The organism is Variovorax sp. 10N420 (assembly GCF_056394705.1).
Window position 1 is genome coordinate 71,978 of record NZ_JBFTIJ010000014.1, and the last position, 23,190, is coordinate 95,167.

The following is a 23,190-nucleotide window of genomic DNA, read 5'->3' on the forward strand; positions in this document are numbered from 1 at the left end:
AAAAGCGCCCGCGGGCTCGAAGCCGGCGGGCGCCTTGCAGAGAGAGGAGATTGCGCGGATCAGGCGAACACGCCGGCCGTGTCCTGCATGCGGGCCGAGACCTCGCCCAGATGGTGCAGCGTATCGCCGAAGGTCATTTCAAGCTGCGTGAGCTTCTTGAAATAGTGACTCACGATGTACTCGTCCGTCACGCCGATTCCGCCGTGAAGTTGCACGGCCTGCTGACTGACGAAGCGCATGGAGACGCCCAACTGGTACTTGGCGCGCGCAAGTGCCTGGCGACGCTCCGCAGCCGGTGCGTTGAGCTTCAGGCTGGCGTAGTAGCTCATCGAGCGGGCCAGTTCGAGCTGCATCTTCATGTCGGCGACGCGGTGGCGAAGCGCCTGGAAGGTAGCGATCGCCACGCCGAACTGCTTGCGGGTGTTCATGTACTCGACAGTGATCGCCAGCGTCTTGTCCATCACGCCGACCGCCTCGGCGCAAGTGGCGGCAATGCCAATGTCGACGGCGTGTTCGAGGACGGGCAAGCCGTCCTTGGTGATCAGAGTGGCGGCCGCATTGTCGAAAACGACCTCTGCCGCGCGGCTGCCGTCCTGCGTGCCGTAGCCCCGGGCTGCAACGCCGTCGGCCGCGCGTTCGACGAGAAAGAGCGCGATCTTGCCGCCGAGCTGTGCGGGCACGATGTACGCGTCGGCCTCGTCGCCGGCGGGCACCAGGCTCTTGCTGCCGCTCAGCTTCCAGCCGTCACCGGCCTGGGTCGCCTGAGCCTCGCAGACATCAAGGCGATAGCGCGCCTTTCGCTCCTGGTAGGCCAGGACCACCATCGCCTGGCCGCCCGCGATGCGCGGCAGCCAGTTGTTCTTGGTCTCTTCGTCGGCATGCCCGGCAAGCACGGCACCTGCGATGAATGACTGTGCCAACGGCTCCAGCACGATGCCGCGCCCGAGTTCTTCCATGACGACCATGCTTTCCACAGGTCCCATGCCCAATCCGCCTTCGTCTTCGGGGATGTAGAGGCCGCCCAGGCCCAGTTCGGCCAGCTGGTCCCAGGCTTCACGAGAGAAACCCCCGGCTGCTTCGGTGGCGCGGCGGCGCTCGAAGGTGTAGCCCTTTTCGACCCACTTGGCGACCGCGTCGCGAAGCTGTTGCTGGTCGTCGCTGAAATTGAAGTCCATTGCTTGATCCTTTTTTGCCCGCGTTCAGCCCAAGACCGTCTGCGCGACGATGTTGCGTTGTACTTCGTTGCTGCCGCCGTAGATGGTGGTCTTGCGCAGATTGAAGTAGGTCGATGCAAGAGGCGCCAGTTGCGGATGGCCGCCAGGGAAATCGCCTTGCCAGCCAGCTTCCATGGCTTCGCGAATCAGCGGCAGCGAATAGGGGCCGCCGGCCAGCATCATCAGTTCCGAATAGCGTTGCTGGATCTCGCTGCCCTTGATCTTGAGGAGACCGGCGATGTCGAGCGAGTTCTTGCCCGAAGTCGCGGCTGAAAGAACGCGCAACACCAGCATCTCCAGCGCGACGACGTCGACTTCGAGCTTGGCGATCTCGTCGCGGAAGCGCTGGTCTTCCCACACGCCCTCGCTCTTGGCCAGGCGCTTGAGGCGCTCCAGCTCGCGCTTGGCACGATTCACGTCGGCAATGTTGGTGCGCTCGTGCGAGAGCAGGTGCTTGGCGTAGGTCCAGCCCTTGTTTTCCTCGCCGATCAGGTTTTCGGCTGGCACTTCGACGTTGTCGAACCAGACTTCGTTGACTTCGTAGCCGCCGTCCAGCAGCTTGATCGGCCGCACCGTGACGCCGGGCGACTTCATGTCGATCAGCAGGAAGCTGATGCCGGTCTGCGGCTTGCCCTCATTGCTGGTGCGGACCAGGCAGAAGATCCATTCGCCGTACTGGCCGAGCGTGGTCCAGGTCTTCTGGCCGTTGACGATGTATTTGTCGCCTTGACGTTCTGCCTTGGTCTTGACGGAGGCGAGGTCCGAACCGGAGCCCGGTTCGCTGTAGCCCTGACTCCACCAGACTTCACCGCTCGCGATACCGGGCAGAAAGCGCTTCTGCTGCTCGGCATTGCCGTAGGCCATGATCACCGGTGCCACCATCACGGGTCCGAAGGGAATGATCCGCGGCGCGCCGGCGAGGGCGGCTTCTTCTTCGAACAGGTGTTTTTCGATCGCCGTCCAACCGGGTCCGCCAAATTCCTTGGGCCAGCCGTATCCCAGCCAGCCTTTCTTTCCAAGGATCTTGGCCCAGCGTTGCAGATCGTCGCGCGTCAATTCGAGCGCGTTATGCACCTTGTGGGAAATCTCTGCGGGAAGGTTTTCCTTGACCCATGCGCGAATCTCTTCGCGGAACTTCTGTTCTTCAGGTGTGAAGCTCAAATCCATGCGTGCCTCGCTGTGTTGATCGAACGCCGCAGGAGGCGGCGTGTCTCCGAAACCGATGGTTTTAGCACGGTCGTGCTTGTTCGAGGTGTCCGCGCGGCGACAAGCCCGGAGCCCCTGACCAAGCACAGATAATCCCGCGTCCCATGAAGAACATTGTGATCCTGATCTCGGGGAGTGGCTCCAATATGGCGGCCATTCTGAAAGCGGCTGAAAGCGGTCGCTGGGCGGCGCGCTTGGGCGCGCGCGTGGCGGCAGTCATCAGCAACAGGGCGGATGCGCAAGGATTGCTGATCGCCCGGCAGCATGGCGTTTCCACGGCCGTGGTTTCGCACAAGGAGTTTTCTAGCAGGCCGGAGTTCGACGCGGCACTTGCCCGCGAAGTCGACGCGCATTCGCCGGCGCTCATTGTTCTGGCCGGATTCATGCGCATCCTGACCCCCGACTTCGTTGCGCGCTACGAAGGCCGGCTGCTGAACATTCACCCGTCGCTCCTGCCCGCTTTCCCGGGGCTCGACACGCACCGGCGAGCACTGGAGGCCGGGTGCCGGGTGGCAGGGGTGACCGTTCATGAGGTGACGGTGCAACTGGATCATGGGCCGATCCTTGCCCAAGCGGCAGTGCCTGTCATGCCCGACGACACTCCTGAAATCTTGGCTGCGCGGGTGTTGGCGCAAGAACACAGGGTTTACCCCCAAGCCATCGCAAGCTGGCTCGAACGCGACACAAACTGACACAATCCCACCATCTCGTGTGCTGGGGGATGTCGGATTGAAAAGTTCTGGTCGCGCCTCTGGTCGCACTTCGCCTAGTCGAGCTTGACGAAGCGTCTCCGTGATGAGCCCTCAACATCCACGACTTCATCGAACATGCCTGCGGGTCTCACCCAAAGGCCGCGCTCCCCATAAAGCGCTCGATAGAGCGTCATCGGCTCCAGCGTCTCGCTGTGGCGCACCGTGCCGAGGACTTCATATTCGCCGCCCTTGTAGTGGAGGTAGCGCCCAGGCGGTGTTTCGATCAGGGGCGGCAGGATTTCGTCTGACACGTGGTTGTTTCCCTCTATAGGCTGAAAGGTCAGGATGAATCGGGCAGATTTTGTTCATCTGGTGCGACTGAGCGAGCATGCCAGCGCCGATGACAGCACCGGCTACCGGCGCGGCGTCGCCATTTTTGCCGCGCTGGGTTACCTGTGGGTGGTCGCCTGCCTGGCGCTTGCGGTTGGCATCATCGTGTGGGTGGCCGGGTCTTTGGGTGTCGGCGGACGTTTTGGTGTAGCCCACGGCTGGCTTCTGTTGTTTGCGCTAGGGTTGCTCTGGGCGACGCTGCGCGCGCTTTGGGTGCGCCTCGAAGCGCCGGAAGGAATCGTGCTGGAGCGTGAAGACGCGCCCGGGCTTTTCGAGTCCCTCGACCGTATCCAGCGGAAGATCGACGGACCACCCGTGCATCGCGTCTATCTCGACAGCGAATTCAATGCGAGCATCCGCCAGTTGCCGCGCTTCGGTCTCTTTGGGGGTGCGACCAATTACCTGAGCGTGGGGCTGCCCCTTTTGATGGCGCTGGACCGGCGCCGGCTGCTTTCGGTGTTGGCGCACGAATACGGTCACTTGCGCGGCAACCACGGCAAGCTGAGCGCGTGGATTTACCGCACCCGCCTTTCCTGGCTCCGGCTCGACGCTAATTTCCAGCGCGACGAGGGTGTCATGGCATTCGCGTCGCAAGCCTTCTTTCGGTGGTACTTTCCCCGCTTTGCCGCGAAGACTTTCGCGCTGGCGCGGCAGGATGAATACGAAGCCGATCGGGTCGCGGCGCGGCTTCTGGGGACGCGCGTCGTTGCCAGTGCCCTGAAGGAGATCGCCGTCAAAAGCGCCTGGTACGCGGAGCAATTCTGGCCGGCGCATTGGGGGCGCGCGCTCGATGATGCTCTGCCGGCGGGGCCGTTCTCCTCCATGGCGCCCCGGTTTTGCGCCCCCGTCGAAGAGGACTTCGCCCGCGCGGCGCTGCGCGATGCGCTTCGCAGCGTGAGCGACGTGGACGACACGCATCCGGTTTTGCGCGATCGGCTGGAAGCACTCGATGAGAAATCCGCCATGCCGTCCTGGTCTGACAAGCCGGCGCTCGGCCTGCTGGCGGACGCAGGCAAGTGGATTGCCCATTTCGACGACGAATGGCGCCGGGATCACGCGAGCGACTGGAAGCAGCATCACGCCTATCTGGTTCGGGTGCGCGAACGTGTGGCGGCGCTCTCGGAGAGTGCCGGACGGAACAGCGCTGACGAGATGGTGGAGTGGGCCGACTGCGCGCGCCGCATCGATCGCGCACCTGACGTGCGCAAGCTGTATGAACGTGCGCTCGCAATCACAGCGGACCATCCCGGAGCACTGCGCGGCTTGGCGCAGGTACTCCCCGCCAGCGATCGGCCAAGCCGTCTGGCGCTGCTCGAGCGCTTGCACGAATCGAGCGCAGCCAGCCGATGGTGGGCGGCTAAGACAGCGGTTGCGGCACTAGAAGACCTCGACAATGGAGCCCACGACGATCGTGCGCTCAGGCTCTGGCGCGAGCGAGCCAGGACGGCCGAGGCCGCCGAGCAGCGCGCGTGGGAAGAAATCACCGAAACGCCGTTCTTCAGCCAGATCGCGCGCCATGATCTGAGCGAGTTCGAACTCGGCGAATTGCGCGCGGACTTCGTGCGTTGCGGGGCGATCAACCGGGCATGGGTGGTGCGCAAGAACCTTCGCGAGTTTCCATGGCGGCGCGCGTACGTCGTCTTTCTCGAACTGCCTGCGCTTCCGGACGAAGAGCGCTGGAATCTCTGCCGTCAACTGGAGCACACGTTGAGCATTCCCGGCGCTGCGCTGGTCTTGTGGGCCGGGCATTCGCCTACCCTCGCGGAGATCGAGCGTCAGGCTTTCGGGCCGGTTTGGACGCGCGCTTCCGCGTGACGGGGGCTTCGGCTGAGACAATGGGGCATGCACCCCAAAGCCCTGCTTGAGGCCACAGCCGCACTGGTCGGCCTCGTTCTGAAATTCGATCACCCGGCCGATCAGGTCGTTTCCCGCTTCTTTCGCGATCACCGCGAACTCGGGCCCCGTGAGCGCGCCACGTTGGCCGAGACTGTTTACACGGTACTCCGCAAGAAGCTGCTTTTCGATCACTTGTCGCCTTCTGGCAGCGGCCCAAAGGAGCGCCGGATGGCGATCCTCGGCTTCTACGGGCCGCGAGACTTCCTCAAGAGTGCATTGAACGACACTGAAAAGCGATGGCTAGACAACTGCGACGCCGTCAAACAGGACGATTTACTCGAACGTCACCGGCACAACTTGCCGGAATGGTTGGTGGCGCCTCTTAAGGCGCAGTTGGGCGATCAGTTCTGGCAGCTGGTAGAGAGCTTGCAACAGGCGGCCCCGCTCGATCTTCGTGTCAATGTCCTCAACGACAAGCGGGCGGACGTGCAAAAAGAACTGGCACTGGCGGGCATCAAGTTTATGGCAACGCCGTTTTCGCCTTGGGGTCTCCGCATCGAGGGGAAACCGGCACTCACCAAGGTCGACGCTTTTGCCCGCGGCGCGGTCGAAGTGCAGGACGAGGGATCTCAGCTGCTCGCGCTGCTGCTCGATGCAAAGCGGGGCGAGATGGTGGTCGACTTTTGTGCAGGCGCAGGCGGCAAAACACTTGCGATCGGCGCGACCATGAGAAATACCGGACGGCTTTACGCCTTCGACACTTCGGCGCACCGGCTGGATGCGCTGAAGCCGAGGCTTGCGCGGAGCAAGCTCTCCAACGTGCACCCTGCTGCGATTGCGCATGAGCGAGATGACCGCATCAAGCGCCTGGCGGGCAAGATCGATCGTGTTTTGGTTGACGCGCCTTGCTCAGGCTTGGGTACGCTTCGGCGAAACCCCGATCTGAAGTGGCGGCAATCCCCGCAATCCGTACAAGAACTCACAGTCAAGCAGGCAGCGATTCTGCAAAGCGCCGCGCGATTGGTGAAATCCGGGGGGCGGCTTATCTATGCAACATGCAGCATCCTGCCGGAGGAGAACGAAGTCATCGCCGAAGCTTTTGGCGCGGCGAACCCCGACTTCGAGGCAGAGGACGTGTCCGAACTGCTGAAAGGATTGAAGATTCCGAATGCCGAGTCCCTGTGCATCGGCGGCGAAGGAGGACGTTTTCTCCGGCTTTGGCCCCACCGCCATGCGACGGACGGGTTTTTTGCATCGGTGTGGACGCGGAAGTAGGCACAAAGCTCCAAAGAAGGTCGGAACCTGCGGTGGATCAAGGATTTAGCCCCCTTTTCAGGGCCGAACCTTTAAAATCGCCAGTTACCTGAAGGCTGCACCTTCGTGCGGCTATGGAGTATTGAATTCAATGTTGCTTCCTGACTCTGCCGTACTGAGCGCGGCCATCGATTGGCTCGGACACGGCTTGTGGGATCTCACTTGGTGGCAGATCGTGTTGTACACGCTCGTCACCACGCACATCACGATCGCGGGTGTGACGATTTTCCTGCACCGGACGCAAACGCATCGGGCCATGGATCTTGGTCCGATTCCCTCTCACTTCTTCCGCTTCTGGCTGTGGCTCGGTACCGGCATGGTGACCAAGGAATGGGTCGCCATCCACCGCAAGCATCACGCAAAGTGCGAAACCGAAGAAGACCCGCACAGCCCCCAGATCAAAGGTATCGACGAAGTCATGTGGCGCGGCGCAGAGCTGTATCGCAAGGAATCGAAGAACAAAGACACCATGGAGCGATTCGGCCATGGCACCCCCAACGACTGGATCGAGCGCAATCTCTACTCGCGCTATAGCTGGCAAGGCGTTGGCCTGATGCTCATCCTCAACCTGGCACTGTTTGGCGGAATCGGCCTCACAGTCTGGGCTGTGCAGATGCTCTGGATCCCGTTCTGGGCGGCCGGTGTGGTCAACGGCATCGGGCACTTCTGGGGTTATCGCAACTTCGAAGCCACTGATGCGAGCACCAACCTGATTCCCTGGGGAATCATCATCGGCGGCGAAGAGCTGCACAACAACCATCACACCTATCCGACTTCCGCCAAGTTCTCGGTGAAGAAGTACGAGTTCGATATCGGCTGGGTCTACATCAGCCTGATGCAGAAGATCGGCTGGGCCAAGGTCAAAAAGGTTCCGCCGAAGCTCCAGATGGGCGACGTGCAGCCTGTGGCCGATGCAAGAACGCTGGAAGCGGTCATAGCGAATCGCTACGAGGTGATGGCCGGCTATGCGCGCGAAATGCGCCGCACCACCCGTCACGAATTGGCGGCACTCAAGTCGAAGGGAGCCGACTTGTCGGTGTTGAAGGCGGCCAAGCGGTGGTTGCATCGTGACGACGACAAGGTGCCCGCAGCGGCACGACCCCAGTTGGTGCAGGTGCGAGCGGCGCATCCGGTGCTCGACAAGATGATCACCATGCGCGAAGAGCTTCGGCAACTGTGGCTCAATACGTCGCAGTCGCGTGAGCAGTTGGCTGCGGATCTCGCTGCCTGGTGCCATCGCGCGGAAGCCAGCGGCATCTCCGGACTGCGCGAATTCTCGACCCGCCTGCGAGCAGCTCGCGCCTGAGATTCAGAAGTATCGGCAACGCCGATTCAAAAAAGCCGGCTTCTAAGCCGGCTTTTTTGTGCCCGCATGGGAAATCGCAGGCCAATAAAAAACCCCGCTGAATCTCAGCGGGGTTTTTTGAAAGCTCAGCCGAACTACTTCAGCTTGATTTCCTTGTACTCAACGTGTTTGCGTGCCTTCGGGTCGAACTTCATGATCGACATCTTTTCGGGCATCGTCTTCTTGTTCTTGCTGGTCGTGTAGAAATGGCCGGTACCCGCGGTGGATTCCAGCTTGATCTTTTCGCGTCCGCCTTTGCTCGTTGCCATGATTCAGCTCCTTAAGCTTGGCCGCGTGCACGCAGGTCTGCGAGCACGGCGTCGATGCCGTTCTTGTCGATCAGGCGCAGGGCAGCGCTCGAAACGCGCAGGCGAACCCAGCGGTTTTCAGTTTCGACCCAGAAACGACGGTATTGCAGGTTCGGCAGGAACCGGCGCTTGGTTTTGTTGTTGGCGTGGGAAACGTTGTTTCCGACCATCGGGCCTTTGCCCGTAACTTCGCATACGCGTGCCATGTGGACACTCTTTCTTGAACAGCTGGCACCTGAGTGCAACGGAGTTGCAAGGTGGTTTGCAGCTTGACCTCGCCAGAAGCGGGTGGCGGTACCCCGATTTGCTGCATGAGCCAAGAGTCTGGCAGAACTCAGCAAAGCCGGCGATTATAGCCCGCCAGGCATCCTTCAGTCAGATCGACACGCAAACGCGGAGAAGCCCCCTCGTCAGCTCTGGCCGCGGCAGTTGTGCCCAGCTCAAAGCTGACTGGGCGGCCTTATTCCTGCTCGAGAAATCGCTGGGCGTCCAGCGCTGCCATACAGCCGGTGCCAGCGCTGGTGATGGCTTGGCGATAAATGTGGTCCTGCACGTCGCCTGCGGCAAACACGCCTGGAATGCTCGTCATGGTGGCGAAGCCCTGCAACCCCGCTCGGGTCAGGATGTATCCGTCCTTCATCTCGACTTGGCCCTGAAAGATGTCGGTATTCGGATGGTGCCCGATCGCGATGAAGCAGCCCTTCAGATCCAGCTTCTCGGTAGCACCGGTTTGAGTGTTCTTGAGGCGGATGCCAGTGACGCCGGAATCGTCCCCCAGGACTTCATCCAACGTGTTGTGCACCTTCAGATCGATCTTGCCTTCCGCGACCTTTTCGTGGAGCTTGTCGATGAGGATGGGCTCCGCACGGAACTTCTCGCGACGATGCACCAGCGTCACCTTGCTCGCAATGTTTGAGAGGTAAAGCGCTTCTTCGACGGCGGTGTTGCCTCCGCCGATGACGCACACCTCCTGGTCGCGGTAGAAGAAGCCGTCGCACGTCGCGCAGCCCGATACCCCGCGGCCCATGAAGTGCTGCTCGGAGTCGAGGCCGAGGTACTTGGCGGATGCACCGGTGGCAATGATGAGCGCGTCGCAGGTGTAGGTGCCGCTGTCGCCGGTGAGTGTGAACGGCCGCTTGCTGAGATCGACCTTGTTAATGTGGTCAAAGACGATCTGGGTCTTGAAGCGCTCGGCGTGCTCCAGAAAGCGTTGCATGAGATCGGGACCCTGGACCCCATGGACATCGGCAGGCCAGTTGTCGACCTCGGTGGTCGTCATGAGTTGGCCGCCTTGGGCGATGCCGGTGATGAGCATCGGTTCGAGATTGGCTCGCGCAGCGTAGACTGCCGCGGTATAGCCGGCCGGACCTGAGCCGAGAATGAGAACCTTAGCGTGGCGTGGGGAGGACATGAGTAGAAAACCTCAGATTGACGCTGCAGCAGCGTGTACATTTTCAGGGTGATAGATATGGAGTATCACCGTCCGGTTCAATGCCCGGGCGGGGCTGTTTTCAATGCGCGCGATTGTATTAATCCATTGATTGTGAATCGTGCGGAATCCGGGAATTGATGAATGTCGATGCTGTCCAATCTTGAATTGCTCCGCCGCGTGCCACTCTTCGCGGCACTGACGCCAACGCAGTCCGCGAGCATTGCGGATGCGATCGTCAAGAAGCGCTTCAAGCGCGCTGAAGTGATCGTGGAGCAGGGCAAGAAGTCCGATGCGCTCTATATCATCCTGACCGGACGCGCCCGTGTGATGAGTACCGACAGCCGAGGCAGAGAGGTGATCCTGGCGACCTTGCAGCCAGGTGACTACATCGGCGAGATGAGCATGATCGACGACGAGCCGCATTCGGCCACCGTTCGCACCGAGATCCAGACCGATGTGCTGATGCTGGGCCGCGAGGCTTTTGCTCGTTGCCTGCCGGAAAGCTCCTCGATGTCTTACAACATCATGCGCGGCTTGGTTGCCCGGCTTCGGCACGCCGATCGGAAGATCGAGTCGTTGGCGCTGATGGATGTCTATGGGCGCGTGGCGCGTTCGCTGCTCGAGTTCGCAGTGGACGACGGAGCGGGCAACCTCAAGGTGCGCGACAAGATTTCCCGACAGGATCTGGCCAAGATGGTGGGTGCTTCGCGCGAAATGGTCAGCCGCGTCATGAAGGACCTCGAGGAGCGCGGATTCGTGCAGACGTTGCCGGACGGCGCCATGATCATCAAGGAACGGCTCTCATCGCTGGCCTGATGGTCCGGCCGGCAGTGCGCAGCACGGCGGCCCCTGCATCGGCGGACCCTGACAACGCGGTCGCGATGGTTTTCGTTGTAGTTTCCTTTGACCACCAGTCCGTCCCTGACGGGTGGTGGCTGTGCCTTTCATGACTTATTCGCTCAATACTCTCCAATCGTCTTCGTCGGTCGACGGCCAGCCGGTGCGGTTGCGCGCGATGCGATTCGCCCACGAGATCACTCTCATCGCCGGCTTTGTCGCGCTGCTGTTCTGGCTCATGGCGATGTTGAGCTTCACGCCCTCTGACGCAGCCTGGTCCACGTCCGGTACAGGGGGCGAGGTCAAGAACTGGGGCGGGCGTATTGGCGCATGGCTTGCGGATGCGAGCTATTTCCTCGCCGGATATTCGGTCTGGTGGTGTCTTGCGGCCGGGGTGCGCGTCTGGCTTTCCTCATTGGCAGGATGGATGCGCGGCGGTGGCGCTGCCGTGCCGGAGGAAGCCCCGCGCGGTCCGTTCAACCGCAGCCGGCTCGCGTTCTGGTTTGGGCTCATCTTGTTGTTGTGCGCCAGCGCCGTCCTTGAATGGTCGCGTCTCTATCGGCTTGAATTTCGACTGCCCGGACATGGCGGTGGGGTGTTGGGTTATCTGGTCGGACCGGCCAGCGTCAAATGGATGGGCTTCACCGGCTCTGCGCTCATCGCCATTGCATGTGGGGTGATCGGTTCGGCGCTCGTGTTCCGGTTCTCGTGGGGGCAGATCGCCGAGCGCATCGGGACGCGCCTCTATTCGCTCTTCGAGTCGCGTCGCGAAAGGCGGGAAATTGCGCAAGACATCGCGATGGGCAAGCGGGCGGTGCGCGAGCGCGAAGAACTGGCATCGGTCGACCCCGGCGGCGAGAGCGAAGCTCCGGACGACGAAATGCGGGCGGTGCCGCGACCCAAACGGCGTCCAGCTTCTCCGCCGGTTCAAATCGAACCAGCGCTCGCGGAGGTACCCAAGAGCGACCGTGTCGCGAAAGAGCGCCAGAAGCCATTGTTTCGCGAATTGCCCGACAGCAAGCTGCCACAGGTCGATCTGCTCGATGCCGCGCAGACACGGCAGGAGACCGTCTCGGCTGACACGCTCGAGATGACGTCGCGCCTCATAGAGAAGAAGCTGAAGGACTTTGGCGTCGAGGTGCGCGTGGTGCTTGCTTCCCCAGGGCCGGTGATCACCCGCTACGAAATCGAGCCCGCTACTGGCGTGAAGGGCTCGCAGATCGTGAATCTTGCGAAGGACCTCGCGCGTTCTCTGTCGCTGGTGTCGATCCGCGTCGTCGAGACGATTCCAGGCAAGAACTACATGGCGCTCGAACTGCCGAACGCGAAGCGGCAGTCGATCAGGCTCAGCGAAATCCTGGGCTCGCAGATCTACAACGAGGGCAAGTCGATGCTCACCATGGGCCTCGGCAAGGACATCGTGGGCAATCCGGTTGTGGCCGATCTGGCAAAAATGCCCCACGTGCTGGTCGCCGGTACGACCGGTTCGGGCAAGTCGGTCGGCATCAACGCGATGATCCTGAGCCTGCTCTACAAGGCCGAGGCGCGCGATGTCCGTCTTCTGATGATCGACCCGAAGATGCTCGAAATGTCGGTGTACGAAGGCATTCCGCATCTGCTGGCGCCCGTGGTGACTGACATGCGACAGGCAGCCCATGGACTCAACTGGTGCGTGGCCGAGATGGAGCGCCGCTACAAGCTCATGAGCAAGCTGGGTGTGCGCAACCTGGCCGGCTACAACACCAAGATCGATGAGGCGAAGTCGCGCGAGGAGTTCATCTACAACCCCTTCAGCCTCACGCCGGACAGCCCCGAACCGCTCGCACGCGAGCCGCACATTGTCGTGGTGATCGATGAGTTGGCCGACCTGATGATGGTCGTGGGCAAGAAGATCGAGGAACTCATCGCTCGGCTTGCGCAGAAGGCACGTGCGGCGGGCATTCACCTGATTCTCGCCACGCAGCGTCCGAGCGTGGATGTGATCACCGGTCTGATCAAGGCCAACATTCCGACCCGTATCGCGTTCCAGGTGTCGAGCAAGATCGATTCGCGCACCATCCTCGACCAGATGGGAGCTGAAGCGCTGCTGGGCATGGGCGACATGCTCTACATGCCGAGCGGCACAGGGTTGCCGGTCCGGGTACATGGCGCGTTCGTCAGCGACGAGGAAGTGCATCGCGTCGTTGCCTATCTGAAATCGCAGGGCGAGCCGGATTACATCGAGGGTGTGCTCGAAGGCGGCACAGTCGACGGTGACGGCGACCTGCTCGGCGAAGGGGGCGGCGATGGCGGCGAAAAGGACCCGATGTACGACCAGGCCGTGGAAGTCGTGCTCAAGAACCGCAAGGCGAGCATTTCGCTGGTCCAACGTCACCTGAAGATCGGCTACAACCGTGCCGCGCGGCTGGTCGAAGACATGGAAAACGCAGGTCTCGTCAGTGCGATGAGCGGCAGCGGCCAGCGCGAAATTCTCGTCCCTGCGCGCACTGAATGAACTTGTCCAGCGAGGGATGCCGATGAAGAAGTTGATTGTGGGTATGGCGCTGGCGGTCCTGGCGGCCGCCGCGAGCGCCGGCGGGATGGAAAGCCTCGAGGCTTTCGTGAAGACAGCCAAGTCGGGGCTTGCCGAGTTCACCCAGACCGTGACCTCGCCGCCGAAAGAAGGCGTCGCCTCGCGCGACAAAGTGTCCACCGGCTCCTTCGCATTCCAGCGGCCGGGCAGATTCAGATTCGACTACAAGAAACCCTTCGTCCAGAGCATCGTTGCCGATGGAGAGACGCTCTGGCTCTACGACGCCGATCTGAACCAGGTCACGCAGCGCAAACAGGCCCAAGCGCTTGGATCGACGCCGGCGGCGTTGATTGCGGCTGCGCCCGACCTGAAGACCCTGCAGGCCGACTTCATGCTGGAGGCCGCGCCCGAGCGCGATGGTTTGCAGTGGGTCAAGGCCACACCGAAGAACAAGGACGGTCAACTTCAAAGCGTGCAGATCGGGTTCCAGGGCGATTCCCTGGCGGCACTTGAAATCCTCGACAGTTTTGGCCAACGGTCGGTACTGAAGTTCGGCAAGGTCGAGGTCAATCCCTCACTTCCGGCCGGCACTTTTGTCTTTAAGCCGCCCGCGGGCGCCGACGTAGTCCGGCAGTAGCACCCTCGCGGTCCCGGCACGCTGCCGACCTTCGGTGGCCGTCATCGGGCGCCGCTTCGGATGCTGCGCGACACTACAGCTCATCGATGGCTCCCTCCACGCATCAACCTCTCGCAGAACGCCTTCGCCCCAAGACCTTGGGCGAGGTCATTGGCCAACAGCATCTGCTCGGTCCGGGCATGCCGTTGCGCATCGCCTTTGAATCAGGCCAGCCGCATTCATGCATTCTGTGGGGCCCGCCGGGCGTGGGCAAGACCACCATTGCGCGTTTGATGGCCGATGCGTTCGATGCGCAATTTCTCAGCATCAGCGCCGTGCTCGGTGGCGTGAAGGATATTCGCGACGCCGTCGAGCGAGCCATCACCGCGCGTGACGGGCTCGAGCAGCGCCGCACGATCGTCTTCGTCGACGAAGTGCATCGGTTCAACAAGAGCCAGCAGGACGCGTTCCTGCCGCACGTCGAGTCGGGTCTTTTCACCTTCATCGGTGCGACGACCGAGAACCCTTCGTTCGAGGTGAATTCGGCTTTGTTGTCGAGGGCGGCGGTCTACGTGCTGCAACCGCTCGGCGAGGACGATCTGAAGCAGATCGTGACCCGTGCCCAGGACATCCAGGCGGTGCCTGCGATCGAGTCGAAGGCCATCGATCGGCTGATCGCCTACGCCGACGGTGACGCAAGACGGCTTCTCAACACGCTCGAGACGCTGTCGATCGCCGCCAGCACAGAGTCGCTCGACAACATCAGGGACGACTGGCTGCTGCGCGTTCTGGGCGAACGGATGCGCCGCTACGACAAGGGCGGCGAGCAGTTCTACGACACCATTTCCGCGCTGCACAAGTCCGTGCGCGGGAGTGACCCCGACGCTGCTCTCTACTGGTTCGTGCGCATGCTCGATGGTGGCGCCGACCCCCGATACATGGCGCGCAGACTCGTGCGCATGGCAAGCGAAGACATCGGGCTGGCGGACCCTCGCGCATTGCGTCTGGCGCTCGATGCCGCCGAAGTCTATGAGCGTCTCGGCACGCCAGAGGGCGAACTCGCATTGGCCGAGTGCGTTGTCTACCTGGCCATCGCGCCCAAATCGAACGCTGTCTACAAGGCCTACAACGAGGTCAAGGCGTTCATCAAGGCGGATGGAACGCGCCCGGTGCCAATGCACCTGCGCAATGCCCCGACACGGCTGATGAAGCAGCTCGACTATGGCAAGGGCTACCGTTATGCGCATGACGAGGAGGGCGGCTTCGCTGCTGGCGAGAGATACATGCCGGACGGCCTCGACCCGCCGCCGTTCTACAGGCCGGTCGAACGCGGGCTCGAAATCCGCATCGCCGAGAAGCTTCGCGAACTGCGAAAGCGCAACGGCGACGCCGCCGCTTGATACGTAGAGTTGAGGGGGCCGATACCCTCTTGCAAGCGTTCTGCAGCCCGCAAGCCGAAAACACGCGCGCCAGCGGGAAAACCCGGGCGTAAACGCACCAAACCGGCGTTCCGCCGTGACTAAAATCCCGCCCACAAACCCGCCGCCGACACATGCTGGCGGGTTTTTTGCTAAGTGAAGCGTATGGCGTCAATTCAGTACGCCGAGCTGGCCGAGACACCTCTCAAGGGTGTAACCACAAAAAAAGGGAATCCCGTTATGGACATCTTGCTGCAACAGATCATCAACGGTCTGGTACTGGGCAGCATGTACGCCTTGATAGCCTTGGGCTACACAATGGTGTACGGCATCATCAATCTCATCAATTTCGCGCACGGTGAAGTGCTCATGGTCGGGGCACTGACCAGTTGGACCATCATCGGCCTCATGCAGGAGTCGATGCCAGGCACCCCGGGATGGCTGATCCTGCTCGTCGCGCTCATCATTGCCTGCGTCGTGGCTGCCGCTCTCAACTTCGTCATCGAGAAGGTTGCATACCGTCCGCTGCGCAACAGTCCCAAACTGGCGCCGCTCATCACTGCCATTGGCGTGTCGATCCTGCTCCAGACACTGGCAATGATCATCTGGAAGCCGACCAACAAGGCATATCCCAATTTGCTCTCCACGACGCCGATCCACCTCGGCGGCGCCGTGATTTCGCCGACACAGGTGATGATCCTGAGCGTCACCGCCATCTGCCTTGCAGTGCTGACGTGGCTGGTCAACTACACCAAGCTGGGCCGGGCGATGCGCGCCACAGCCGAGAACCCCCGCGTGGCTGCACTCATGGGCATCCGGCCTGACATGGTCATCTCGGCCACCTTCATCATCGGTGCTGTGCTGGCGGCCATCGCCGGCGTGATGTACGCCTCCAACTATGGGATCGCGCAGCACGCGATGGGGTTCATTCCTGGTCTCAAGGCGTTCACGGCCGCAGTCTTCGGCGGTATCGGGAACCTCGCGGGCGCCGTCGTAGGCGGCATCCTGCTGGGCGTGATCGAAGCCATCGGATCGGGCTATCTCGGTGCGCTGACGGGTGATGTGCTGGGCAGCCAATACAGCGACATCATCGCGTTCGTCGTGCTCATCATCATGCTGACGCTGCGGCCCTCGGGGCTGCTGGGCGAGCGTGTGGCGGACCGCGCCTGAGGAGCCAGCCATGAAACAAGGCAAGAATTTCCTTTTCATCCTGATTGGGGCCATCGCCCTGCTGGCGCTGCCGCTGCTCCTGCAAATGCAGGGCAACGCGTGGGTCCGCATCGCGGACATTGCGCTCCTCTACGTGCTCCTGGCACTGGGCCTGAACATCGTGGTGGGCTACGCAGGATTGCTCGACCTGGGCTATGTGGCCTTCTTCGCCATCGGTGCCTATCTGTTTGCACTTCTGGAGTCGCCGCACCTGACGGAGACATTCCCCGCGTTCAAGGCCATGTTCCCGAACGGGCTGCACAGTTCGTTGGTGCTGGTGATACCCGCGGCGTTCGGGCTTGCAGCGCTGTTCGGCGTGCTGCTCGGCGCGCCAACGCTCAAGCTGCGCGGCGACTACCTCGCGATCGTGACGCTCGGCTTCGGTGAAATCATTCGCGTGTTCCTGAACAACCTGGACCAGCCGGTCAACATCACGAACGGCCCCAAAGGCATCACCGCGATCGAGCCGGTCCATTTCTGGGGGCTGAACCTCGGCAAGCCGCTGAAGTTCGATGGCTTCACGATATCGTCCGTCACGCTCTACTACTACCTCTTCCTCGCGCTGGTGCTTGTCACCATTCTGATCTCGCATCGCTTGCAGATCTCGCGCATTGGTCGCGCTTGGATGGCCATCCGCGAAGACGAAATCGCCGCCAAGGCGATGGGCATCAACACCCGGAACCTGAAGCTGCTGGCGTTCGGCATGGGCGCCAGCTTCGGCGGCGTATCCGGAGCGATGTTCGCGGCGTTCCAGGGGTTTGTCTCGCCGGAGTCTTTCAGCCTTATGGAGTCCGTGATGATTGTCGCCATGGTCGTGCTTGGCGGGATCGGGCACTTGCCCGGCGTGGTGCTCGGAGCGGTGCTGCTGGCTGCGCTGCCCGAAGTGCTGCGCTACGTGGCAGGCCCCCTGCAATCGATGACCGACGGCCGGCTCGATGCATCCATCTTGCGCCAGCTCTTCATTGCGCTTGCCATGATCATCATCATGCTGGTTCGTCCGCGTGGGCTCTGGCCGTCGCCCGAGCACGGCAAGTCGCTGGCGCGCAAGGGCACGGCGCCGGCGTCTGGCATGCCGGCAGCGGCGCCGGGGGTGGAAGTCCCGTCCGACGAGGTTCCGGGCGTGGCCTCCCGTCCGATGTCGATCAATCCGTGAGCGATGGGAGAACAAGAATGAGCGACACCGTCCTCAACGTACAAGGCATCTCGAAACGGTTCGGCGGCCTGCAAGCGCTTTCGGACGTCGGCATGAAAATCGATCGCGGCCAGGTCTACGGCCTGATCGGTCCCAACGGCGCGGGTAAGACCACTTTCTTCAACGTCATTACCGGCCTTTACACGCCGGACAGTGGCACTTTCGAGTTGGCCGGCAAGCCTTACCAGCCGACCGCGGTGCACGAAGTCGCCAAGGCGGGCATTGCGCGCACCTTCCAGAACATTCGCCTGTTCTCGGAGATGACCGCGCTTGAAAACGTCATGGTCGGCCGGCACATCCGCACCCGTTCGGGCGTGATCGGTGCGATCTTCCGCACCGGTGGCTTCAAGGCCGAAGAGGCTGCGATCACCAAGCGCGCGCACGAGTTGCTCGACTACGTCGGCATCGGCAAGTTCGCGGACTACAAGGCGCGCACGTTGAGCTACGGCGACCAGCGGCGCCTGGAGATCGCGCGCGCGCTCGCTACCGACCCTCAACTGATCGCGCTGGACGAACCCGCAGCCGGCATGAACGCGACCGAGAAGATGCAGTTGCGCGAACTGATCGATCGCATCCGCAAGGACGATCGCACCATCCTCCTGATCGAGCACGATGTGAAGCTGGTGATGGGTTTGTGCGACCGCGTCACGGTGCTCGACTATGGCAAACAGATCGCCGAGGGCACGCCCGCCTCGGTGCAGAAGAACGAAAAGGTGATCGAGGCTTACCTCGGCACGGGAGGACACTGAGATGGCGCAAACCCTTTTGAAGGTCAGCGGGTTGAAGGTCGCCTATGGCGGCATCCAGGCCGTGAAAGGCGTTGATTTCGAGGTGCGCGAGGGCGAACTGGTTTCGCTGATCGGCTCCAACGGCGCTGGCAAGACCACCACCATGAAGGCGATCACCGGCACGCTGCCGTTTCTGGGTGGCGACATCGAGTACCTGGGCAAGAGCATCAAGGGCCGCGGCGCATGGGACCTGGTCGGCGAGGGGCTGGTGATGGTGCCCGAAGGTCGTGGCGTGTTCACGCGCATGACCATCACGGAAAACCTGCAGATCGGCGCTTACATCCGCAACGACAAGGCGGAGATCACCAAGGACATAGATCGCGTCTTTGCCACGTTCCCGCGCCTCAAGGAGCGTGCAACGCAGCTCGCCGGCACCATGTCCGGTGGCGAACAGCAGATGCTCGCCATGGGGCGCGCGCTCATGGCGCGGCCGAAGGTGTTGCTGCTCGATGAGCCCTCGATGGGCCTGTCGCCGATCATGGTGGACAAGATCTTTGAGGTCGTGAAGCAGGTTTACGACCAGGGCGTGACCGTGCTGCTGGTGGAGCAGAACGCCAGCCGGGCATTGCAGTTGGCCGATCGCGGCTATGTGATGGAGTCGGGCCTGATCACCATGAGCGGCGACGCCAAGGTGATGCTGAGCGACCCGAAAGTGCGCGCGGCCTACCTCGGCGAATGAACGGGCCCTGCGCGCGCCCCACGGGGCGCGCAGATCAGTCCACTTGAGCGCCGGTGGACTTGACGACCTTTTCGTACTTGGCGAGTTCGCTCTTCATGAAGGCGCCGAACTGTTCGGGCGTGCTCGCGACTGGCTCGGCCAATAGCGATGCGAACTTGCTTTTGGTTTCCGGCGAATGGAGCGCGTCCACGAACGCGTGATTGAGCTTGGCGATCACTTCTGGAGGCGTGCCAGCTGGAGCGACCAGACCCCACCAGGTGTCCACCGAGAAGCCCTTCAACGTGGCGGCAACCGTTGGTACATCAGGAAGCATGGGGCTCCGCTCGGCCGTGGTCACGGCGATGGCCTTCAGCTTGCCCGAGCGAATGTTCGGCGCGGCTGTCGCGAGGTTGTCGAAGTTGAAATCCACTTGCCCCGAGATCAGTGCCAGCTGGGCGGGATTGCCGCCGTTGTAGGGAATGTGCACGGCAAAGATGCCGGCTTCCTTCTTGAACATCTCGCCAGCCAAGTGCCCGGCGCTGCCGTTGCCGCCGCTGCCATAGTTGAGCTGTGCGGGATGCGCCTTGGCATAGGCGATCAGGTCTGCCAGCGTGTTGATCTTCAAGCGCTGCGCGGCCTGTGCGTTCATCACCAGTACATTCGGCACGCGGACCATCTGGGTGATGGGCGCGAAATCCGTGGCGGCGTTGAAGGGCATCTTGGAATAGAGCCAAGGATTGACTGCGTTCGTCGCGGTGGCAGCAATGCCGATCGTGAGACCGTCAGGCGCAGCTTTTGCGACGATGTCGGCGCCGATGTTGCCGCCGGCACCGGGCTTGTTGTCGATGATCACCGGGCCCAGAGAGTCCTTCACACGTTCGGCAAGAATTCGGGCCGTCACGTCGATCGGTCCTCCGGCAGCGTACGGCACGACGAGACGAATCGGTCGCTGTTCGGCGGCCGCCTGGCCGGAGACGAGAACCGCTGCGGTAGAAACGAGCGTGAGGAGGAAATGTCTGGCGTTCATGAATCCGATTGTGCTGGTTGATATCTGGGTGTCAGTGAGGGTCAGGGCAGGGCCTTGTCTGCTTCCGTCGTGAAGGCGTCGGCGAAGAATTCTTCCTCGGGCAATCCGCGCTCGGCCACGTAGTCGTGCTTTGCGGAATCGACGACCACCGGAGCGCCGCACGCATAGACCTGATGGCCCGACAGGTCGCTGAAGTCTTCCATGACGGCCCGGTGAACGAAGCCGGTTCGTCCTCTCCAGTCGTCTTCGGGCACTGCGTTCGAGATCACCGGCACATAACGCAGATGAGGCATCTCGGCCAGCTGTGCTCGGACCCAGTCGTCCATGTAGAGGTCCTCTGGGCGGCGACCGCCCCAGTACAGGGTGACCGGTCGCTCGATGCCCTTCAGCTTCATGTGTTCGAGCACCGCCTTGATCGGTGCGAACCCGGTGCCCGAAGCCAGGAAGATCAGAGGCTTTTCGGATTCCTCGCGCAAGAAGAAGCTGCCATAGGGGCCTTCGACGCGAAGGATCTCTTTTTCTTTCATCGCGCCGAACACGTGATCCGTGAACTTGCCGCCCGGCAGGTGCCTGATGTGCAACTCGATGCCCGTTCCGGGCTCCAGCAGCGTATGCGGCGCGTTGGCCATCGAGTAGCTGCGGCGCGTGCCGTCGCGCAGGATGAACTCGATGTACTGGCCCGCATGAAACTGCAGTGGTTCGCCGGCGGGCAATTGCAGGCGCAGCAGTACGACGTCGTGTGATTTCCTCGCCAATGCGAGCACCCGCACCGGCATCTTGCGAATCGGATAGGCGCCAGCCTCGGTGACCTGGCGCGATTCGAGCACCACGTCGCTTTCCGCTCGGGCGCAACAGGTCAGGATGAAGCCACCCAATTCTTCTTCGGCGCTCAGCGCCTTGCTCTGATGCAAACCCAGCGTGACCGTCCCTGACAGCTTCTTGCATTTGCACGAACCGCATGCGCCATCCTTGCAGCCATAGGGCAGTCCGATGCCCTGGCGGATCCCGGCCGCGAGAATGGTCTCGTCCGGTTGAGCGTCGAAATGGCGGCCGCTGGGTTCTACCGTGATGTGAAAGCCCGATTCGCTCGGCGCTGCGCTGGTCATGGTTATTCTTCGCTACTGCTTCTATAGGGAGATGGATTTTGCCCTCAATCAACAGCCCTCTGGGCGCGAGGCCCTCGCGCTTCCGGCGGGAGCGCGTGCTTGTTGTCGGATGCGGCGACGTGGGCCTTCGGGCTGCTCGTCTTCTCCGGGGCCGCGTCAATCTGATCGCGCTGACTTCGTCGCCCGAACGTGTTCCTTTGCTGCGCCAGAGCGGTTTTGCGCCGCTTCTCGCGGACTTGGACTCAGCGGCCACGTTGCGCCGCATCTCGGGCGTCGCAACCCGCGTGCTTCATCTCGCGCCCCCGCCGCGCGCCGAGGGGGTGCTGTGGTGGCGAGACCTCCGCACGTTGGCGCTCGCTCGGGCACTGCACCTGCGCTCACTTCCGTCATCCTTCGTCTACGGTTCGACCAGCGGTGTCTATGGAGATTGCGGTGGGGCGTGGGTCAATGAAACGCGCACGGTACGCCCCGACACGCCACGGGCACATCGGCGCGTCGATGCGGAGCGCACCGTGCGATGGCTGGGAAGGGCGGGCGTGTCAGCTCGCATCCTTCGTATACCCGGCATCTATGCGCCGGACCGCGAGGGAGGCACGCCGCGCGAGCGCCTCTTGAAAGGTACGCCGGTGCTTCGTGCGGAAGACGATGTCTTCACCAATCACATCCATGCCGATGATCTCGCGCGAGCCTGCGTTGCCGCGCTGTGGCGAGGCGGTCCGCAGCGCGTGTTTCATGTCAGCGACGACAGCGAACTGAAGATGGGTGACTACGTTGATCTCGCCGCGAACATGTACGGTCTTGCACGCCCGCCGCGCATCGCGCGTGAAGAAGCGCGGGCCCAGCTCCCGTTGTCACTGCTCAGCTTCATGGGTGAATCGCGGCGGCTGGACAACATGCGGCTCAAGCGTGAGTTGCGCGTCCGCCTGCTCTATCCGACCGTCGTGTCGGGGCTTCAATCCGGCGCGTGAGCTGCGGGGGCTGCCCCGCGATATGCCAAGCTGCATAGCCCCGATGTCATGGGCATTTCGATTGCGAGCTGTAATCCGCCTATATAAGATAAACGTTTGCAAAAGATAACAGGGAGAGCCTTTTGTCACATATCCTCCATGGCTCTGGAAGCGGCCTGAAAGTCTAAAGATGAGCGTCAACCTTGCTCCCCTGCGCCGGCTGCGGGAGTCCGCATACCGCCGCAAGTTTGTCGACAACGTGGACGAACATCTGTTCATGGGGTCGTATGAAAGTTTTGACGCGGCCCTCGCAGCGGCGCCGAAGTCGAAGCCGATCGGCTTTGACAACGTCGCGGAGGCCAGGCGGCTTTTTACGCCCCAGGTCTTCTTCTATGACTATCCGGCCTTGTTCTGGCTGACCCGGTCGTTCGAAGACGGGCTGCGCACCGTGTTCGACCTCGGGGGTCACGCGGCCATCAAGTTCCACGCGTTCCGGCGCATGCTCCACTACCCGCGGGGGATGCACTGGAGGACCTGCGACGTGGCGGGCGTCATTCAGGCAGGCCGTGAGATTGCCGCAGAAAGAGGCATTGGAGATGAACTGAGCTTCACGACAGACTACAAGGAAGCGAGCGGTTTCGATGTCCTTTTTATTGCCGGATGCCTGCAGTTCCTGCCGGAGCGCATGACTGAGATTCTGGCGGCCCTGCCGGTCAAGCCCAAGCGCATCATCCTCAACACGACCACCGTGCATCCCGATCGCACCATCTTCACGGTGCACAGCATTGGCTTTGGGTTCACGCCTTACCGGATCCAGAAGTATGACGAGCTGATCGCGGATCTGGTTCAGTCCGGCTATGTGCGGCGCGACGCCTGGCGCAATGAAGGAAAGAAGATTGAAGTGCCCTTTGTGGAGGGCGGCGATCAGGCTTACTACGCGGGGTGCTGCTTCGATCTGCAATCGCCCGCAGGCTGAGTCGAAGTGACTGCCGGGCCTCGGAAAGCTTAGGCGTCTCCGAACCACGGCGGAGCGCCATGGTGCCCGGGGCCGGAATCGAACCGGCACGCCTTGCGGCGGGGGATTTTGAGTCCCCTGCGTCTACCAATTTCACCACCCGGGCAGGGAAGGAAGAGAGCGCGAAA

General features: G+C 62.0%; 22 protein-coding genes and 1 tRNA gene. 14 read left to right on the forward strand and 9 right to left on the reverse strand.

Annotated features, from left to right (window positions below; all coding sequences use genetic code 11):
- Nucleotides 1–59 precede the first annotated feature (59 nt).
- Together AC1DEK_RS26040 and AC1DEK_RS26045 are read right to left on the reverse strand one after the other, a co-directional pair.
- Nucleotides 60–1,175, reverse strand: a complete 1,116-nt coding sequence (locus tag AC1DEK_RS26040; protein ID WP_478128205.1) for an acyl-CoA dehydrogenase family protein — start codon at nt 1,173–1,175, stop codon at nt 60–62.
- A gap of 24 nt (nt 1,176–1,199) precedes the next feature.
- Nucleotides 1,200–2,381, reverse strand: a complete 1,182-nt coding sequence (locus AC1DEK_RS26045) for an acyl-CoA dehydrogenase family protein (protein ID WP_478128206.1) — start codon at nt 2,379–2,381, stop codon at nt 1,200–1,202.
- Between the two features lie 143 nt (nt 2,382–2,524).
- Between AC1DEK_RS26045 and purN the strand changes: the two genes are divergently transcribed.
- Nucleotides 2,525–3,112 (forward strand): phosphoribosylglycinamide formyltransferase, encoded by a 588-nt coding sequence (gene purN, locus AC1DEK_RS26050; protein WP_478128207.1) that lies wholly within the window; start codon nt 2,525–2,527, stop codon nt 3,110–3,112.
- A gap of 74 nt (nt 3,113–3,186) precedes the next feature.
- Here the strand turns inward: purN and AC1DEK_RS26055 are convergent, their stop codons facing one another.
- Nucleotides 3,187–3,423: a DUF1653 domain-containing protein gene (locus AC1DEK_RS26055; RefSeq protein WP_478128208.1), complete on the reverse strand. Its 237-nt coding sequence runs from the start codon at nt 3,421–3,423 to the stop codon at nt 3,187–3,189.
- Nucleotides 3,424–3,457: 34 nt separating this feature from the next.
- Between AC1DEK_RS26055 and AC1DEK_RS26060 the strand changes: the two genes are divergently transcribed.
- From AC1DEK_RS26060 to AC1DEK_RS26070, 3 genes are all read left to right on the forward strand, one after another.
- Nucleotides 3,458–5,317, forward strand: coding sequence for a M48 family metallopeptidase (locus AC1DEK_RS26060; protein WP_478128209.1), 1,860 nt, complete (start codon nt 3,458–3,460; stop codon nt 5,315–5,317).
- Nucleotides 5,318–5,344: 27 nt separating this feature from the next.
- Nucleotides 5,345–6,613, forward strand: a complete 1,269-nt coding sequence (locus AC1DEK_RS26065; RefSeq protein WP_478128210.1) for an RsmB/NOP family class I SAM-dependent RNA methyltransferase — start codon at nt 5,345–5,347, stop codon at nt 6,611–6,613.
- A 130-nt stretch (nt 6,614–6,743) separates the two neighbouring features.
- Complete coding sequence (locus tag AC1DEK_RS26070; protein ID WP_478128211.1) at nt 6,744–7,958, forward strand: DesA family fatty acid desaturase; 1,215 nt, start codon at nt 6,744–6,746, stop codon at nt 7,956–7,958.
- 134 nt (nt 7,959–8,092) lie between these two features.
- Here the strand turns inward: AC1DEK_RS26070 and rpmG are convergent, their stop codons facing one another.
- The 3 genes from rpmG to trxB all read right to left on the reverse strand — a co-directional run bounded on the left by rpmG (nt 8,093) and on the right by trxB (nt 9,716).
- Entirely contained in the window at nt 8,093–8,266 is a 174-nt protein-coding gene (gene rpmG / locus AC1DEK_RS26075; protein ID WP_007830291.1) for a 50S ribosomal protein L33, read from the reverse strand.
- An 11-nt stretch (nt 8,267–8,277) separates the two neighbouring features.
- Entirely contained in the window at nt 8,278–8,511 is a 234-nt protein-coding gene (rpmB, locus tag AC1DEK_RS26080; protein ID WP_028251282.1) for a 50S ribosomal protein L28, read from the reverse strand.
- Between the two features lie 254 nt (nt 8,512–8,765).
- Nucleotides 8,766–9,716 carry a thioredoxin-disulfide reductase gene (gene trxB, locus AC1DEK_RS26085; RefSeq protein ID WP_478128212.1) on the reverse strand — a complete coding sequence of 317 codons (951 nt, stop codon included), beginning with the start codon at nt 9,714–9,716 and terminating at the stop codon, nt 8,766–8,768.
- Nucleotides 9,717–9,878: 162 nt separating this feature from the next.
- On the opposite strand from trxB, the gene AC1DEK_RS26090 reads away from it, so the two are divergent.
- From AC1DEK_RS26090 to AC1DEK_RS26125, 8 genes are all read left to right on the forward strand, one after another.
- A complete protein-coding gene (locus AC1DEK_RS26090; RefSeq protein WP_478105128.1) occupies nt 9,879–10,553 on the forward strand; it encodes a Crp/Fnr family transcriptional regulator in 675 nt (224 codons plus the stop codon).
- A 130-nt stretch (nt 10,554–10,683) separates the two neighbouring features.
- Nucleotides 10,684–13,068, forward strand: a complete 2,385-nt coding sequence (locus AC1DEK_RS26095) for a DNA translocase FtsK (RefSeq protein WP_478128213.1) — start codon at nt 10,684–10,686, stop codon at nt 13,066–13,068.
- Nucleotides 13,069–13,090: 22 nt separating this feature from the next.
- The gene (gene lolA, locus AC1DEK_RS26100) at nt 13,091–13,723 is read left to right on the forward strand and encodes an outer membrane lipoprotein periplasmic chaperone LolA (RefSeq protein ID WP_478128214.1); all 633 of its coding nucleotides are present in this window, start codon (nt 13,091–13,093) and stop codon (nt 13,721–13,723) included.
- 86 nt (nt 13,724–13,809) lie between these two features.
- Complete coding sequence (locus AC1DEK_RS26105; RefSeq protein ID WP_478128215.1) at nt 13,810–15,102, forward strand: replication-associated recombination protein A; 1,293 nt, start codon at nt 13,810–13,812, stop codon at nt 15,100–15,102.
- Nucleotides 15,103–15,360: 258 nt separating this feature from the next.
- A complete protein-coding gene (locus AC1DEK_RS26110; RefSeq protein ID WP_478128216.1) occupies nt 15,361–16,290 on the forward strand; it encodes a branched-chain amino acid ABC transporter permease in 930 nt (309 codons plus the stop codon).
- Nucleotides 16,291–16,300: 10 nt separating this feature from the next.
- A complete protein-coding gene (locus AC1DEK_RS26115; RefSeq protein ID WP_478128217.1) occupies nt 16,301–17,482 on the forward strand; it encodes a branched-chain amino acid ABC transporter permease in 1,182 nt (393 codons plus the stop codon).
- A 17-nt stretch (nt 17,483–17,499) separates the two neighbouring features.
- Entirely contained in the window at nt 17,500–18,270 is a 771-nt protein-coding gene (locus AC1DEK_RS26120; RefSeq protein ID WP_478128218.1) for an ABC transporter ATP-binding protein, read from the forward strand.
- Between the two features lies 1 nt (nt 18,271).
- Nucleotides 18,272–18,988, forward strand: a complete 717-nt coding sequence (locus AC1DEK_RS26125) for an ABC transporter ATP-binding protein (RefSeq protein WP_478128219.1) — start codon at nt 18,272–18,274, stop codon at nt 18,986–18,988.
- 34 nt (nt 18,989–19,022) lie between these two features.
- Here AC1DEK_RS26125 and AC1DEK_RS26130 read toward each other — a convergent pair whose 3' ends face one another.
- Together AC1DEK_RS26130 and AC1DEK_RS26135 are read right to left on the reverse strand one after the other, a co-directional pair.
- Nucleotides 19,023–19,994: a Bug family tripartite tricarboxylate transporter substrate binding protein gene (locus AC1DEK_RS26130; RefSeq protein ID WP_478128220.1), complete on the reverse strand. Its 972-nt coding sequence runs from the start codon at nt 19,992–19,994 to the stop codon at nt 19,023–19,025.
- 41 nt (nt 19,995–20,035) lie between these two features.
- Nucleotides 20,036–21,100: a CDP-6-deoxy-delta-3,4-glucoseen reductase gene (locus tag AC1DEK_RS26135; protein WP_478128221.1), complete on the reverse strand. Its 1,065-nt coding sequence runs from the start codon at nt 21,098–21,100 to the stop codon at nt 20,036–20,038.
- A gap of 38 nt (nt 21,101–21,138) precedes the next feature.
- Here AC1DEK_RS26135 and AC1DEK_RS26140 point away from each other — a divergent pair, with 38 nt between their 5' ends.
- Together AC1DEK_RS26140 and AC1DEK_RS26145 are read left to right on the forward strand one after the other, a co-directional pair.
- Complete coding sequence (locus tag AC1DEK_RS26140) at nt 21,139–22,068, forward strand: SDR family oxidoreductase (RefSeq protein WP_478128222.1); 930 nt, start codon at nt 21,139–21,141, stop codon at nt 22,066–22,068.
- Between the two features lie 169 nt (nt 22,069–22,237).
- Nucleotides 22,238–23,023 (forward strand): methyltransferase, TIGR04325 family, encoded by a 786-nt coding sequence (locus AC1DEK_RS26145; protein ID WP_478128223.1) that lies wholly within the window; start codon nt 22,238–22,240, stop codon nt 23,021–23,023.
- Nucleotides 23,024–23,083: 60 nt separating this feature from the next.
- Here the strand turns inward: AC1DEK_RS26145 and AC1DEK_RS26150 are convergent.
- Nucleotides 23,084–23,168: transfer RNA gene (locus tag AC1DEK_RS26150), tRNA-Leu, on the reverse strand.
- Nucleotides 23,169–23,190: the final 22 nt, after the last annotated feature.